At 71.8% G+C, this 14419-nt stretch carries 14 protein-coding genes; 7 read left to right on the top strand and 7 right to left on the bottom strand.

Annotated features, from left to right (window positions below; translation table 11 throughout):
- Positions 1-309 carry a hypothetical protein gene (locus DVA86_RS24810; protein WP_208885112.1) on the top strand — a complete coding sequence of 103 codons (309 nt, stop codon included), beginning with the start codon at positions 1-3 and terminating at the stop codon, positions 307-309.
- Between the two features lie 135 nt (positions 310-444).
- Here the strand turns inward: DVA86_RS24810 and DVA86_RS24805 are convergent, their stop codons facing one another.
- Positions 445-1341, bottom strand: coding sequence for a winged helix-turn-helix domain-containing protein (locus tag DVA86_RS24805; RefSeq protein WP_208881576.1), 897 nt, complete (start codon positions 1339-1341; stop codon positions 445-447).
- 282 nt (positions 1342-1623) lie between these two features.
- On the opposite strand from DVA86_RS24805, the gene DVA86_RS24800 reads away from it, so the two are divergent.
- Positions 1624-1833, top strand: a complete 210-nt coding sequence (locus DVA86_RS24800; protein WP_208881574.1) for a hypothetical protein — start codon at positions 1624-1626, stop codon at positions 1831-1833.
- A gap of 39 nt (positions 1834-1872) precedes the next feature.
- Here the strand turns inward: DVA86_RS24800 and DVA86_RS24795 are convergent, their stop codons facing one another.
- On the bottom strand, positions 1873-2778 hold the full coding sequence (locus tag DVA86_RS24795; protein WP_208881573.1) for a winged helix-turn-helix domain-containing protein: 906 nt from the start codon (positions 2776-2778) through the stop codon (positions 1873-1875).
- Between the two features lie 176 nt (positions 2779-2954).
- On the opposite strand from DVA86_RS24795, the gene DVA86_RS24790 reads away from it, so the two are divergent.
- Positions 2955-3788: a maleylpyruvate isomerase family mycothiol-dependent enzyme gene (locus tag DVA86_RS24790; RefSeq protein WP_208881571.1), complete on the top strand. Its 834-nt coding sequence runs from the start codon at positions 2955-2957 to the stop codon at positions 3786-3788.
- Positions 3789-3883: 95 nt separating this feature from the next.
- On the opposite strand, the gene DVA86_RS24785 is transcribed toward DVA86_RS24790, so the two are convergent.
- From DVA86_RS24785 to DVA86_RS24775, 3 genes are all read right to left on the bottom strand, one after another.
- Positions 3884-4852, bottom strand: coding sequence for a GNAT family N-acetyltransferase (locus DVA86_RS24785; RefSeq protein WP_245997084.1), 969 nt, complete (start codon positions 4850-4852; stop codon positions 3884-3886).
- A 177-nt stretch (positions 4853-5029) separates the two neighbouring features.
- Positions 5030-5890, bottom strand: coding sequence for a PhzF family phenazine biosynthesis protein (locus DVA86_RS24780; protein WP_208881567.1), 861 nt, complete (start codon positions 5888-5890; stop codon positions 5030-5032).
- 138 nt (positions 5891-6028) lie between these two features.
- Positions 6029-6427 (bottom strand): VOC family protein, encoded by a 399-nt coding sequence (locus DVA86_RS24775; RefSeq protein WP_208881566.1) that lies wholly within the window; start codon positions 6425-6427, stop codon positions 6029-6031.
- Positions 6428-6848: 421 nt separating this feature from the next.
- On the opposite strand from DVA86_RS24775, the gene DVA86_RS24770 reads away from it, so the two are divergent.
- The 4 genes from DVA86_RS24770 (at position 6849) to DVA86_RS24755 (ending at position 12181) form a co-directional block, all read left to right on the top strand.
- On the top strand, positions 6849-7763 hold the full coding sequence (locus tag DVA86_RS24770; RefSeq protein WP_208881565.1) for a hypothetical protein: 915 nt from the start codon (positions 6849-6851) through the stop codon (positions 7761-7763).
- The gene (locus DVA86_RS24765; protein WP_208881563.1) at positions 7753-9075 is read left to right on the top strand and encodes a hypothetical protein; all 1323 of its coding nucleotides are present in this window, start codon (positions 7753-7755) and stop codon (positions 9073-9075) included. The genes DVA86_RS24770 and DVA86_RS24765 overlap by 11 nt, the downstream gene beginning before the upstream one ends.
- On the top strand, positions 9042-10487 hold the full coding sequence (locus DVA86_RS24760; protein WP_208881562.1) for an outer membrane protein assembly factor BamB family protein: 1446 nt from the start codon (positions 9042-9044) through the stop codon (positions 10485-10487). The genes DVA86_RS24765 and DVA86_RS24760 overlap by 34 nt, the downstream gene beginning before the upstream one ends.
- A gap of 110 nt (positions 10488-10597) precedes the next feature.
- Positions 10598-12181, top strand: coding sequence for an outer membrane protein assembly factor BamB family protein (locus DVA86_RS24755; RefSeq protein ID WP_208881561.1), 1584 nt, complete (start codon positions 10598-10600; stop codon positions 12179-12181).
- 39 nt (positions 12182-12220) lie between these two features.
- On the opposite strand, the gene DVA86_RS24750 is transcribed toward DVA86_RS24755, so the two are convergent.
- Together DVA86_RS24750 and eccE are read right to left on the bottom strand one after the other, a co-directional pair.
- Positions 12221-12931 (bottom strand): hypothetical protein, encoded by a 711-nt coding sequence (locus tag DVA86_RS24750; RefSeq protein WP_208881559.1) that lies wholly within the window; start codon positions 12929-12931, stop codon positions 12221-12223.
- Complete coding sequence (eccE, locus tag DVA86_RS24745) at positions 12931-14259, bottom strand: type VII secretion protein EccE (protein ID WP_208881557.1); 1329 nt, start codon at positions 14257-14259, stop codon at positions 12931-12933. Before eccE ends, DVA86_RS24750 begins: the two co-directional genes overlap by 1 nt.
- Positions 14260-14419 lie beyond the last annotated feature (160 nt).

The following is a 14419-nucleotide window of genomic DNA, read 5'->3' as shown; positions in this document are numbered from 1 at the left end:
ATGATCCTGGCAGCTGAGAAGGGTGACATCACCACCATCATCGGTGGAATCGCCCCCGACTGGGGGCCGTTCGGGTCACTGGGCAACGAAGCACGGGTGATGATCGAGGTCGTGATGGCGGTCGCCATTCTCATCTGCCTCGGCATCGCGATCTGGGGCGCTGCCAAGCAGCGCATCGGTGCGACGGCGCTGCGCGACACGTTCAGCGCGGAGCAAGGGAAGGGGCTGATCGTCGCGGGGCTCACGGGCGTGTTCATCATCGGCTCACTCGGCACGCTCTTCACGATCGTCTACGGCATGGCGGTGTAGGCCGGGGCTGCTTTCGGCCGATATTCGGCTGAATTTCGGCCGAATTCCGCCGCCGCCCGTCACCCCGCAGCTCGCCGCCCGCTTTCCGTCGTCGGCTGCCGCAGGTTGTCGCCGGCTGCCGCCGGGTGTCCGGCGTCAGCCGCTCAGCGGCAGCGGCCTGGCCACCTGCTCCCAGCGGGTGTCGAACCACTGCCGGATCTGCTCGAACCGGGCGTCGTCCAGCGGTGACGCGCCCGGCGCGCTCCGGGTGAACGGGAACAGGCTGCCGTCGCTGTACAGCTCCAGGATGTCGAGCGTCGCGCCGTCCGGGTTGTTGTACATGTGGCTGCGGCGGATGCTGTAGAAGCCGGTGAGGATCTCCGCGTTGTTGATGATGTAGCGCTTCTCTCCGGGGATCGTCGGCATGCCCCGGATCTCCACCCGTACGTCCTCCACGAGGTGCGCCTCGGCGAGCGTCGTCAGCGAGTGCTCCAGCGCGCCCGCGTACGTGCGGATGACGTGCCGCAGCCGTTGCAGCGGGCGCGGGTCGTCGGGGTCGTCCACGTGCCGCGGATACGGATGCCGGGTCTCCAGGTCGGGCAGCAGCACCCGGACGGCGATGGACTCCGGGCGCTGCTCGCCCTGCCGTATCTCCGCGGCCTGGTTCTGGATCGCCTTGCTGAGCGTCTCCACCGTCAGTGACCACACGTCCAGCGACACGTGCTTCGCCGAGAACGCGCGCGCGATGTGGTGCGCCAGCGGCTGCAGGCTGCTGCCCTGCTGAGCCACCCGCGCGGCCCGCCCCGGCACGCCCTCCTCGATCAGCCCCTCCTCGCGCAGCAGTTGCAGCGCGCTCTGCACGGTGCCCCTGCCCACGCGGTAGCGGCGCTGGAGCTGCTGCTGCTTCGGCAGCGGCCGGTCCTGCCCGATTCTGCCGTCCAGGATCATGGCTCGGAGATCGTCCGCAACCCGCCGGTACCGGGGAATTTCGACGCTTCCGTCGGCCCCCGTGTCCCCCGCGTCCCCGCTCTTGCCCGCAGTCGTCGAAGCCACTTGCCGAGGCTACAACTGCCGTTCACACCGGGACAGATGGCCGCAACTTCCGGTCATCTCGGCGGATGCCCGTACCTTGCCCGCGTCATGCCGCCGACGGGTCGGCCGTCTCCGGTCAGGCTGGTCCGGTCGTTCGGAGTTGGTCAGGGTTGGTCAGGGGTAGGAGTCGAATCTACGAAGTACGCGACCAATGGCAGTGCCTCAATGAAGAGTTACTGCCAACGGGGATACCAACCGAAGGTATTCCACTCGGAAGGACGTGATCCGCAGGAGGTGAGGGCCATGGCGGCATTGGTCCGCACAAATCTGCTCATTGAGCTGCTGTTCCAGGTCGCCGTTGACCTGGCTGTGACGATTGGCTGGCACGGTGCCATGGTGGTCACCCTGATCACTGTGCTTGCGCGGGGACTTCGGCGGAATCCGATGCCCCAGAACCTGGTCTGCGTGACGAGCGTGCTGCTCGTACTGATGCTGATCGCGGACCGCCAGTGAGGCCGTAGCGCCCACGAACACACACGCACCGCCTCATGACTAAGGCTCCATGGGGCGGGCGATGGTGTCCCAGAGCGAGTCGAACCACAGCTTCGTCTGCTGTACGTACGCCTCCGTCACCTGGTCTCCCGGCACCGCCGTGTGGCGGAAGAGGATGCCGTCCAGGCCCAGCATGTCGTAGATCTCCATCGGATCGCGGCTGAGCTCCACGCGGCGCGGCAGCACTTGGTAGTGCCCGGTGAGGACCTCCTCGCCGTTCAGGATGAACACCCGCTGGGTCGGCGTGATCGACACCTTCCGCGCCTCCACCCGGACCTCCGGCACCAGCTCCCGTACCTCCAGCATCCGCAGCGAGTGCCGCAGCGAACCCCAGATGTGCTCGGTCACCTCGCGCAGCCGCTCGCGCGGCCTGCCGTCCAGCGGATCACCGACGACCTGCGGCAACGCCAGCGGATTGTCCGGGTCCGGCAGCAGGATGCGGACGCGCAGCGACTGCGGGCGCGGCTTCCCGGCGGTCACCGCGACCACCGGGCCGGCCAGCGCGGAAGCGAGCGTCTCCCCGCTCGCGCAGTACGCGTCGATGCTGACGTGGGTGCCGCGGAACGCCCTGGCGACCCGTTCGGTGAGCTCCAGCCCGGCCGTACGCGGCACGTGCTGGCGGCCGAACGGCGCCTCGCCCGGCGCCGCGGGGCGGTCGGGCACGTTCTGCACGACCTCGGCGGGGGTGCCCTGGCGGGCGCGCTTGATCAGCCCTTCCCGTTCCAGGAGTTCGAGGGCGCGGCGCACGGCGCCGCGCGGCACCGAGAACTGCTCGCTGAGGTCCGCCTGAGTGGGAATCTGCTGGCCTATCCGCAGCTCGCCGCGGGAGATGCGGCGCCGCAGCCCTTCCGCGACGACATCCCGCGGGCTTCGTTGTCCATCTGCTGCCATGCTGTCACTGGACACGGCCATTAGCCTACAACAGCCTGCCATTGAACAGGAGTTGTGCGGCAGGTTCACGCTCGTTCACCAGGGGCGGCCACTTCGGGTGGCCATTGAGGCACCAGCCGAGCGCCAACCGGGCGCCAACAGGCCGCTAAATGGAACGGCGCCGGGAGGACACAGCACGTAACCTGCGGCCCATGGTGTCGACCTCACTGCCCTTCGAGCGGTACCGCTCCGAAATCCTCCGGCAGACGCGGCTGTTCCGGGAGACCCTCGCCGGTGCCGACCCGTCCGCCCAGGTGCCGAGCTGCCCGGACTGGACCCTCCGCGAACTGGCCGTCCACCTGGGCGGCGCGCACCGCTGGGTGCACGAGATCGTCCGTACGCGGGCGCAGGAGGAAGTCCCGGACGAGGCGGTGCCGGAGTTCGAGGGGCCGCCCCCGAAGCACGAGGCGGCGGCGGATGCCGCGGCCCTCGACGAGTGGCTCGCCGAAGGCGCCGAACTCCTCGCGGGCGCGCTGCGGGACGCCGGACCGGAAGCACGCCTGTGGACCTGGTCGGAGGAGCAGAGCACGGTCTTCTGGGCGCGCCGTATGACGCACGAGACGGTCGTCCACCGCGCCGACGCCTGCCTGGCGGCGGGACAGCCGTACGAGGTCGCGCCCGAGGTGGCGGCGGACTGCGTGGACGAGTGGCTGGACATCGTGTGCAGTCCGGAGGCCCAGGCGTACGACGAGCAGCTGCTCCAGCTGCGCGAACGGGCCGGGGACAGCCTCCACTTGCACGCGACGGACACGGGCGGGGGCGAGGACGGGAGCGGCGTCAGGGCGGAGTGGCTGATCGAGCTGGGCCCGGACGGCCCGCTGTGGCACCGTACGCACGGCACCGCGACGACGGCGCTGCGCGGGCCGCTCACCGACGTGCTCCTCGTCTTCTACCGCAGGCTGGCGCCGGACAGCGACCGCGTCGAGGTGCTGGGCGACCCCGTGCTGCTGGACTTCTGGCTCGAGCGCACCAGCTTCGGCGGCTGAGCCGCCCGGTGCGCCCGCGGTTCCGCGCGCCGGTACGCCCGCGCGGGGTTGCGACCGCGCGGGCGTAACCCCGCGTGGGCGCCCTTCCGCCCCGGCTACAGGTCGAGCTGGCACTCCACCGCGCGGTGCGTCGGCACGTAACCCAGCGCGTCGTTGATGCCCCGCATGTACGGGTTGCTGTCGGCGGTGTCCGTCAGCAGACCGCTCAGTCCGGGGTGCCGCTCGCGCACCTGCCGTACGGACTCGGCCTTCATCCGGCGCCCCAGCCCGCGCCCGCGGTGCTCCGGCAGCACGCCGGTCCCGTAGTGCTGGCCGTCGCCCCTGCCGTCGCCCGGCACCACGAGTTCGGTGAACCCGGCGATGGTGCCGTCCGACTCGTCGACCGCGGCGACGGTGTACAGCAGGTCGCCGCGGGCCGCGACCGCCTCGGCCACCTCGCGGACGCGGGCCACGTCCCACTCGACGGTGCCGTAGTCCGTGTCGTCCATGGGCATGTCGTCCATGGCGCGACGCGAGTCGGCGAAGGTACCGGCCAGTTCGTCCGGGACGGTCCCGGCCCAGGACCGCAGCCGGTAGCCCGGATGCGGCCGGCGGGCGGCTGCCGCCGGTCCGGGCAGGTCGGCCGGTCCGGCCCCGGTGGACAGCGGCAGGCGGGCGAAGGTCAGCGTGAGGACCGTACGGAACCCGCGGGCGGCCAGGAACCGTTCGCCGGCCGAACCCGCCTCGGCCTGCGCGAGGACGCGCCCGCGCCCTTCGGCCCGCGCGGCGCCGACCGCCGCGTCGAGCAGCCGGGACCCGACGCCCGCCCGCCGTTCGGCGGGGTGGACGGCGAGCCGCAGCTCGGCGAGATGGCGCTGCCCGTCCCGGTGGAACAGCCGCAGGAACGCGGACCCGAGGGGCACGCCCGCGGCGTCGGACGCGAGCCACGCGAGACGGTGGCTGGACGGGGGTTCCGCGGCCTGCGGCGACGCGGAAGCGCCGGGGCCGGGATCGGCGCCGGGGTCGGTCAGCGGGGTGATGCGGGGCGTGTCGACCGTAGTGCGACCCGTAGTGCGAGAGGACAAGACGTCTCCGTGGTGAGGTGGTGGAAGGTGGCAGTGCTGCGCTGGCGCTGCTGCGGCTCGGGCGTGCGCATGAGCCGTACACCTCCCTCCCTGTCCGGTCCTTCCGTGCATCCGGAACCCGGAACGTAACCGCCGACGGGCCGCCGGGCAACGGAATATCCGCGGGCCCGTGGTCGGTCACACGTGCAGCGTGCCGTCCAGGACCGTGACGGCGCCGCCCGTCAGATGTACGCGGTCGCCGCGCACGGCGGTGCGTACCAGCCCCGAACGCGGTGACGCCTGGAGGCCCGTGAGCCCGTCGCGGCCCAGTCGCGCCGACCAGTACGGGGCGAGCGCCGTGTGGGCGCTGCCGGTTACGGGGTCCTCGGCGATGCCCTCGTTCGGCGAGAAGAAGCGGGAGACGAAGTCGTAGCCGAGCCTGTCCGTACTCGCCGGCGCCGTGATCATGACGCCGCGCAGCCCCGCCTCGCGCACGACCGCCGCCAGCGCGTCCGGATCGGGGCGCGCGGCCCGTACGGCGTCCTCGTCCTCGAGGACGGCCAGCAGGTCGCCCAACGCGCCGGTGCCGTACGTGGCTTGGGGCTCGGCGCCCAGCGCCGCCGCCAGCCCGTCGGGCACCGGCCTCTCGGTGCCGGGTGCGGCGGGGAAGTCCAGCGTGATGTCACCCTCCGGTTCGGCATGGGCGACGAGGACGCCGCTGAAGCGGCTGTGGAACCGTACGGTCCCGGCGATGCCCCGTTCCATACGGAGCACGTGCGTGGTGGCCAATGTGGCATGGCCGCAGAGATTGGTCTCCATGACGGGAGTGAACCAGCGCAACTCCCAGTCCACCGCGGACTCCCCGCCGGCCGCCTCGGGCCGCGGCCGGGCGAACGCCGTCTCCGAGTGGTTCACCTCGGCGGCGACCTGCTGCATCCACGCCTCCTCCGGCCAGTCCCCGGCGGGCAGCAGGCAGACACCCGCCGGGTTCCCGGCGAACGGGCGGGCGGTGAAGGCGTCGACGATGTGGATACGCGTGGCGCGCGATGTGGCGGACATGCGGGAAAGCTAGCCGTGCCCCGCACCGGCCCAACAGGTCCAATCGGACGACAGTGGACTGATGCGGGGCACGGTGGCCCTTACGGTGGACCGGACACGGCTGCCCTTACGCGCCTAGGCGCCTACGTGCTTACGCGCCTACGCGCCTACGGCGTCCCATCCGCCGTACGGGCGCGTGATCACTTCCATGCCGTGACCGGCGGGATCCATGAAGTACACGCCGCGCCCGCCGTCGTTGTGGTTGATCTCGCCGGGCCGCTTCCAGTGCGGATCGGCGGCGTACTCGACACCGCCGTCCTTGATCCGCTGGAAGATCCCGTCGAACTCCTCCTCGGTCACGAGGAACGCGTAGTGCTGCATGACGATCGACTCGGGATCGATGGACGCGAAGTCCAGGGTGACGCCGTTGCTGGTCTGCACGGGGATGAACGGGCCCCACTCGGCCCCGGTCTCCAAATCGAGGATGTGCGCCAGGAATTCGGCGGAAGCCCGGTTGTCACGGGCGTGAATGATGGTGTGATTCAACTCGACTGACACGGTGGAATGCCTCCGTCAGGCATCTCACGGGCACCTCCACGCCTCACCCGGCCGGTGACCGACGCGCGATGCCGTCCTCCGATCGTAGATCGGCCCCGCGCGCCCTGTCACGACAGATCCGGACCGCCTCGGCAAGATCCGGTGCACGCGACAGATTTCGGTCGCGTGCCGCCGGCCGGGGTGCCGCGGGTGCCGCCGGGGGCGGGAGCGCACGTTGGTACGGGTGTGCGACCGCTGCGCCCCCGGCTGCCTCCGGCAATCCGAGGAGATGCCCCGGTCCCTCCGTCTCACTGGACCCACGCAGCCGGTACCCCCGCTAACGTCGTGTGAGGGGACAATGCAGTGACGGCGGTTGACTGACTGAGAGTTGCTGAGAGTTGAGGGGCACGTCCGGCATGAGCGTTGAGGGAGCACGTCCGGCATGAGCATCGGCGGCGACGGGTACGACGAGCGCGGTCGTACGGGCGGCGAGACGGGCCCGTCGAGAAGACGCGGTTCGGCCGGCGACTCCGCGGGCGGCACCGGCCGCCTGGGGACGCGCACGCGGCTGCCGGGCGAGGACGGCGACGTGTACGGCGTCGGCAGACGCTCCGCCGGCCGCCCCGGCCGCAGCCTGGTCACCGTGGTGGGCGTCGTGGTGCTGCTCATCGCGGCGATCGCGTTCGCCAACCGCAGCGGTGACGGCGGCGGTTCGGACTCCGGCGGCACCCGCGCGGACGACGGCAAGGACGCCGCCGCCCAGCCGACGGCCCCGACGGGCCGCGAGCCCGTAACGGACAAGAACGCCGCCACGGGCATCCCGTCCGGCTTCGCGCAGTCGGAGCAGGGGGCGCAGAGTGCGGCGGCGAACTACATGGTGGCCCTCGGCGGGGACGGCATGTTCGACAGCGCGAGCAGGAGCCAGATCGTCGACGCCGTCTACGCCCCCGACATCGCGGCCACGCGCAAGGCCTCGCTGGACAAGGTCTACGGGGACGCCGCGTTCCTGAAGCGCATCGGGCTGAAGAGCGACGGGTCGACTCCCTCGGGCCTCACCTTCATCTCCCGCGTGATCCCCGTGGGCACGCAGACGCAGGAGTACGACGAGGGCAGCGCCAAGGTCAGCGTCTGGTACTCGTCGCTTTTCGGGCTCGCGGGCACCGATTCCAAGAACCCCGTCTCGGAGAGCTGGTACACCACCACCTTCGATCTCAAACGGGCCGGTGACGACTGGAAGGTGGTCGACTTCAAGCAGAAGGACGGCCCGACGCCTGTCGGCAGGGACCAACAAGCCTCTCGTGCCGAGGAGATGAGTGAGGCCGTGGAAGGGTTCGGAGGGTTCACCTATGCCCGTTGACACACGGCGGTTCCTGACCGTGGCTTCCCTCGTGGCAGGAGGTCAGGCCGCCGGGCTGGTCCTGGCAACCCGTGCCGCGGCGGCACCGTCGCCCAAGCCGGAGGACGACGCGTGCGACGAGGTACGCGGACCGGCCAGGGATTTCTGCGAGGACGACGGTGGCGGCGGCGGAGGCGGCGGTGAGCAGCCCGAGCCCGAGTATCTCGTCGACCCCCTCAACTCCCTCGCCAAGGGCTTCGCCGAGGCCGCCGCGTGGACCATCCACAAGCTGTCGGACCTGGTCAACGAGACGTCCACGGTCGACTTCACCAACACCTCGTTCCTCCGCCAGTACGCCATCGTGTTCGCCGCGTCGACCATCCTCACGCTCGTCCTGTGGCTGCTCGCGGTGGCCAAGCGGGCCGTGCGCGGCGTGCCGTTCGTGGAGGCGTTCACCGAGGCGATCGGCTTTCTGTGGCTGGTCGTGCTGGCGTCCGCGTTCACGCCGCTGGTGCTGTACACCGTCGTCACCGCGACCGACTCCGTGACGGCGGCCATCGCGACGGGCACGAGCAGTGACACGGACGCGTTCTTCGGTACGTTCGCCGAGGCCCTGGAGAAGGGCACGGGCATCGGCGGCGGGCCGATCATGCTGATACTGGTGTCGCTGATCTCCGTCCTCGCCGCCGGCGTGCTCTATCTGGAGCTGGTGCTGCGGGCGACGCTGCTGTACGTCGGGGCGCTGCTCGGCACGGCGGTGTACGCGGGGCTGGTGGACAAGAACCTGTGGGGCAAGGTGCGCCGTTGGGCGGGCCTCATGATCGCGGTGGTGCTCGTCAAGCCGGTCATCATGATCGTACTGAGCCTGGCGGGCGCGCTGACGACGTCGGAGGGGCCGAACTCGGTTTCGGCCATCGTGTCCGGGCTGGCGATCATCATTCTCGCCATCTTCGCCTCCGCGATGATCTACCGCTTCGTGCCCGGCTTCGGCGACGAGATCGTCAACTACCGCAACGCGAGCCAGGACGCGGCGTCCCGTACGTCCGCCGCGATCGTCGCGTCCCCCGCCACGACGCTCCGGCAGGGCATCAACACCCACGGCGCGCGCGGCGGAGGCGGCGGCAGCGGAGGCGGTGGCGGCGGAGCGGCCGGGGACGGCGGCGGTGCGTCCCGCCCCGCGAGCCCCGTCTCCGGCGGCGTCGCCGCGCACAGCACGCGCGGCGGCGACAGCGGTGGCGGCGGCCCTGGCTCGTATACACCTCTGTCGCCGCCGACGAAACCTGCGGGTTACGATCGTGGGTGCACGAGCCGGTGGCCCCGCGGCACCAGTTGATACCCCCGCAGTGGGACACCCCGACCCCGCCCCCGGGGTTCGGGCCGCCGGTCCCGCCCGGCGGGACCGGGCCGTCCGGCGGCGGGGGCGGCCGTCGCCGCCGCAACGCCCTGCTCACCGTCCTCGCCGTCCTGCTCGCGGCCGGACTCGGCACCGGCGGCTGGCTGATCGCCCGGGACGGTTCCCGTACGGGCTCGGAGTCCGGGCCCGCGGCACGCGACGACTCACCGCTCCCCGAGCACCGTGCGAGTGCCGGGATCGCCTGGACGAAGCCCGCGCGCCAGGCGCCCGAGCAGGCACCGGCGCCCGGCACCTGGTTCACGGACGAGGCGGTCGTGAAGACGCAGCCGGACGAGGTGGTGGCGCACGACCTCGCAACCGGCAAGAAGAGGTGGGGCGTTCCGCTCCAGGGGCGGGTCTGCGGCACCTCCGTCGAGTCCGCCGCGGGCAGGGCCGCCGTACAGCACGGCGACGAGTGCCGCTCGCTGACCGTCGTCGACCTGGAGGAGGGGAAGCGGCTGTGGACGCGGCAGCTCACCGACCCGGACGACCCGGAACGTTTCGAGGCGGGCGAAGTGGCCGTCACCGAGAACACCGTCGGCATCGCCTCCCTCAGCGGCTGGTCCGTCTACCGCATCGACGACAGGAAGCGGCTGCACGGGAGTTCGCCGACCAGCGAGTGCGGCGCCAAGGGGATGCGCGGCGGCGAGCAGCTGGTCGTCACCGGCTACTGCGACAACCTCGGCAGCAGCGAGGTCTGGGTGTACGACCCGAAGACGGGCAAACCGGACTGGACCTGGGACGTGCCCGGTGACCTCGAAGCGCTCAAGATCCCGTCGACCTCGCCGCTCGTCGTGGCGCTCGGCCGCGAGGAGACGGGCGAGGTCGAGTTCCTGATGCACCTCGAAGGCGAGGGCAGGAAACCCGTACGCATCGACATGAAGCGGCAGGCGCGCTACATCTGCAGCGACCAGAACGCGCTCTGCCCGGGCATCGTCGTCAGCGACGACGCCGTCTACGTGCAGGGCGAGTCCCACAGTTCCGCCGGCGACGGCGGTGCCACCGTCAACTCCGTCCTCGCCCACGACCTGAAGACCGGCGCCGCCGTCTGGGTCGGCGAACCCGAGGACAAGCGGGAACTGGTGCTTGCCGGCACCGTCGACGGCGACTTCGTCGGCTACGAGCCGCCCACGGGCGAGAAGGGCGGTGCCCTGCTGCGCTACGACCGGAAGACCGGCAAGCGCACGGTCTACGAACGCCACCCGGCCCAGACCAGCGAGCAGGAGATCGGCCTGGCCGAGGACGCGCTGCCGGTGCTGCACCGCGGCATGTTCTTCCTCGCCGCGCAGGAAGTGACCTCCGAAGCACCGGAGGAAGAGACGGCGAGCCCTCTCGTCGCCGCCTTCAGATGACGGCCGTTTTATTCGAAGCGGCCCGTGCCGAGGTCCGTCTACCATGACCGCCCGCCGCGCCGCCCCCGCCGTCGCCGCGCGCTTCCCGAAACCGGAGTTCACCGCCTGTCATGACACAACCGCCCGCCCCCAACGGCCCGGACAACACCCCGTACCACCCGCCGTACAACCCGCCGCCCCAGCCCGGCTGGCAGGGCCCGAACCCGTACGCGGGCGGGCAGCAGCCCGCGGTGCCGGGCATGCCGCCCGCCCCGCCCACGCTGCCGCCGCGGCCTCCGGGCGGGCCGGGTGGGCCGGGCGGACGGCGCAGGGGTGTGATGGCGGCCGTCGTGACCGCCGTGGTGGCGGCGCTCCTCGCGGGCGGCGGATGGCTGGTGTTCGCCCCGGGTGACGACGGCGGGGGCGGTGGCGGCGAGTCGAAGGGGAAGCCGTCCGCGCCGCCCAAGCCCGAGTACGCGCACAAGAAGGTCAGCAGCATCGCCTGGCAGGCGCCCGCGCCGAAGGGGAAGATCGTCGACCACCAGGCATCGGAGTCGCCCGGGATCTGGTTCAACGGGGACTCCGTGATCAAGCCGGAGCTCAAGGAGATCAAGGCGTATGGGCGGGAGAAGGGCGACGTCCGGTGGAAGGTCGCGTTCCCCGGCGACATCTGCGGCAGCCGTACGGGCCCCAAAGGCGGCTTCATCGTCCTCACCTACGAGTCCGGGGGAGTCTGCAACAAGCTCACCGCCGTCGACACGCGCAGCCACAAGCAGACGTGGACGAAGGACCTGCCCGCCAAGTACGCCAACGGCGACAAGGTCGAGTGGGCCATCACCGCCCGTACCGACGAGTCCGTGATCGTCGGGCACGACGGCCGACTGACCGCGTACGGCGCCGCCGACGGCGAGGAGCAGTGGCAGCGGAAGCTGTCCGGCGGCTGGCAGGTGCAGTATCTGGCGGGCGACGACAGCCTGCTGGCCACGGTGTTCAAGGAGAGCGGCGGAACGACCTCGTACGAGGTGCGGCGGCTCGACCCGGACGGCGGGAGCACGCACTGGAGCTGGGCGGTGCCCGCGGGCAAGAAGCCGATGTTCTTCGCGTCCAAGGCTCCGGTGGTGATCGGGCTCGGCTACGACACGCACTACATCGAGAGCGAGTTCATCACCCTGGACGAGAAGGGGAAGCTCCGCTCCCGCGTCTCCATCGTGACGGGCAACACCAGCCCGGACGACGACGTGCCGAAGAGGAAGTACCTTCCCAACTGCACGTACGCCGACTACGGCTGCAACGCCGCCGTAGTCGCCCACGACACGCTCTATCTGCCGACGGACAGCGTGCGCAGCAGCGGCTCCCTGGCCGACGACTGGCGGGAGAACAAGATCGTGGCGTTCGACCTCTCCGACGGGCGCATCAAGTGGTCGCGGCCGGTGGGCACGAAGCGCTCCGGGCTGCCGGTCGGCGTGGACGGCGGCAACCTCATCGTGTACGTGGAGCCCACCCGGGAGAGCGGCGGGCAGCTGCGCCGCTTCACGCCGGAGAACGGGGAGAGCTCGCTGTACCAGCGGCATCCCGACAGCCAGAGCGAGACGGAGCTGGAGGCGTACGGCTGGCCGGGCACCCCGATCTCCGTCTACTTCGACCGGGGGCAGTTCTTCACCGGGTACGAATCGCTGGGCGGCAGCGAGAAGTTCATGCTCACCGCCTTCGAGTGAGGCGGGCGGCGCGCCGCCCTTGGCGGCCGGTCCGCCCGGTCAGTCCACCCGGCGCGGCGTGCCCAGCAGCCCCGACTCCGCGTCGGTCGGCTGCGTCAGCGAATAGTGCCGGTCCCGGCGGGTGCACCACAGGGTGACGCCCTCGCCCAGCGTGGACAGCGCCTCCACGTCGGCGGCGGGCAGCGACATGACCCGGCCGATCTGCCGCGCCTCGTCCGGCGACACCCGCTGGATGCCCACCAGCGCCGCGCCGCGAAGCAGCCGCGGCGCCACCGGACTCAGATACGGCAGCAGCGTCAGCACCGACTGCCAGGGCGCCGAGGCGACCCGGCCGCGCGGCGGGCGCATGCCGCAGTCCCGCACCACCAGCACCGGGCTGCCGACGGTCGCCCCCAGCGGCGGCACGCGGCCGACGTCGTGCAACGTGATGCACTCGAGGCCGCCGCCGGCAGCCTGCACCATGTTGGTCCACGCCTGCTGCCGCCCCGTCTCGACGGCGACCCGCGCGCCCGTGCCCGCCGTACGCAGCGCCAGCACCTGTGCGGTCCACAGACCGCCGACCAGCACCACGTCGTACGGCACCGGGTGGTGGAAGCCGAGCACCTGCGGGCGGCCCTCCGCGTCGTTGCCGACGACCACACCGTCGTCGCCGATCGGCAGCGACAGGGCGGCCAAGTGGTCGGCGGGCAGCGCGTGATGGGCGCGGCGCGGGCCGCGCAGCCCCTGCAGATGCCGGATGCCGGACGCCATCAGCGCGCACCCCCCAGCGGCAGCGTGGCCAGCACACCGGGCAGTTGCTCCCGGTCCAGCCGTATGAGGCCCACCTTGGCGCCGCGCGCGGCCTGTTCCAGATGGCGCCGCGCCGCCGTCAGCTCTGTGTCCGAACGCCCGGTGACCCGCACGTGCCCGCTGACGGCCACCGACTGGCGGCGCACACCGCGGCCCAGCGTGAGGCTGAACGTGGTCGTGAGCGCGGGGACCGCGGTCAGCAGCGAGACCAGCCGCGGCAGCGGCGTCGCCGCCCGCCCGAGCTCCGGCCAGCGGCCCACGCCGTACGTGGTGTGCCAGCGGTCGTCGCAGCGCCAGGCGCGCGGCGTCTCGGCCGTACGCCGCACGGGCGGGGCGTCGGGCTGGCTGGCCCGCGCGGTGGCGATGGGATTGACGCACGCGGACGTGGCCACGGCGGCGACCAGCTCCTCCTCGTTCAGCAGCGTGGCGCGGAAGCCCGCGCCGGTGATCCGGCTCGCCAGCTGGTCGGCCGTACGCAGCAGCGCGCGCTGCGCGCCGCCGAGCCCGCCGCCGCGCGCCTCGACCGCCTCCCGGCACAGCTCCGGATCGAGCTTCAGCGCCACCCAGGTCAGCCGCAGCGCGGGCGCGCCCGTCTGCTCCTGCAGCGGTGCGTAACTCCGCCTGGCCACCGCCTGCTCGGGCAGATGCGGTGCGGGCGCCGGCTGCACGTGCTGCACCAGCTGCACCGACTCCAGCCGTATGCCGTCCACTTCGAGCGCGCCGTGCAGCAGCGCCAGCGGCAGCGCGCGGGCGCCGAACGCCGGGCGCAGCGCCCTGTCTCCCGCCTCTATCCGCACCACGGCGGTCAGGAAGCTGCCGTCGCCGATCATGCCGACGGTGCGCCGGTTCCGGTCGACGAACGCGTACGTCCGCAGCCCCGGCGCGCACTCGACCGCCGGAGCCAGGCTCGCGTCCACCCGCTCGGTCAGCGGCAGCGCCGACTGCCGTCTGCGGGCCCGCAGCTCCAGCACGGTGGACAGCCAGTCCCGTATCGACCGCTGGTGCCGGCGCATCAGCGCGAACAGCACCAGCCCGGCGGCGACCACGCCCGCCGGCACCAGCATCAGCTTGTCGATCGCGGCGCCGATCACGAGCGCCGCGAGCGCCAGCTCGATCAGCACGAGCTGTTGCAGCTGGAACGGCCCCACCCGGCTCGTACGCGACTCGGTGCGCAGCGCCGTGGACGCGGGGGCGCGTGGCCGCGAGCCGTTCGCCACGGCATCGGGACCGTTCGCACCGGGGCTGCCGGACCGGGCTGCGGAGCCCTGGCTGCGCGTCGCAGTGCCCATCGCCGCAAAGCCCCCTCATGTCCGAAATCGCCCTGGTTTTCACGGGCGCTGACCGGTCGATCACCCTACCGGAGCAGCGCAGGAGGATCGTCTACCGGCATAGTAGGGGGCCGGTCCGACAATCGGGTATCAGTGGCGGGGACCGGGAGTTCCTGGGACC

This window comes from Streptomyces armeniacus, from assembly GCF_003355155.1.
GTDB classification, from domain to species: Bacteria; Actinomycetota; Actinomycetes; order Streptomycetales; family Streptomycetaceae; genus Streptomyces; species Streptomyces armeniacus.
Note: the sequence above shows the minus strand (reverse complement) of the source record. Positions and strands in the feature narration are given on the sequence as shown.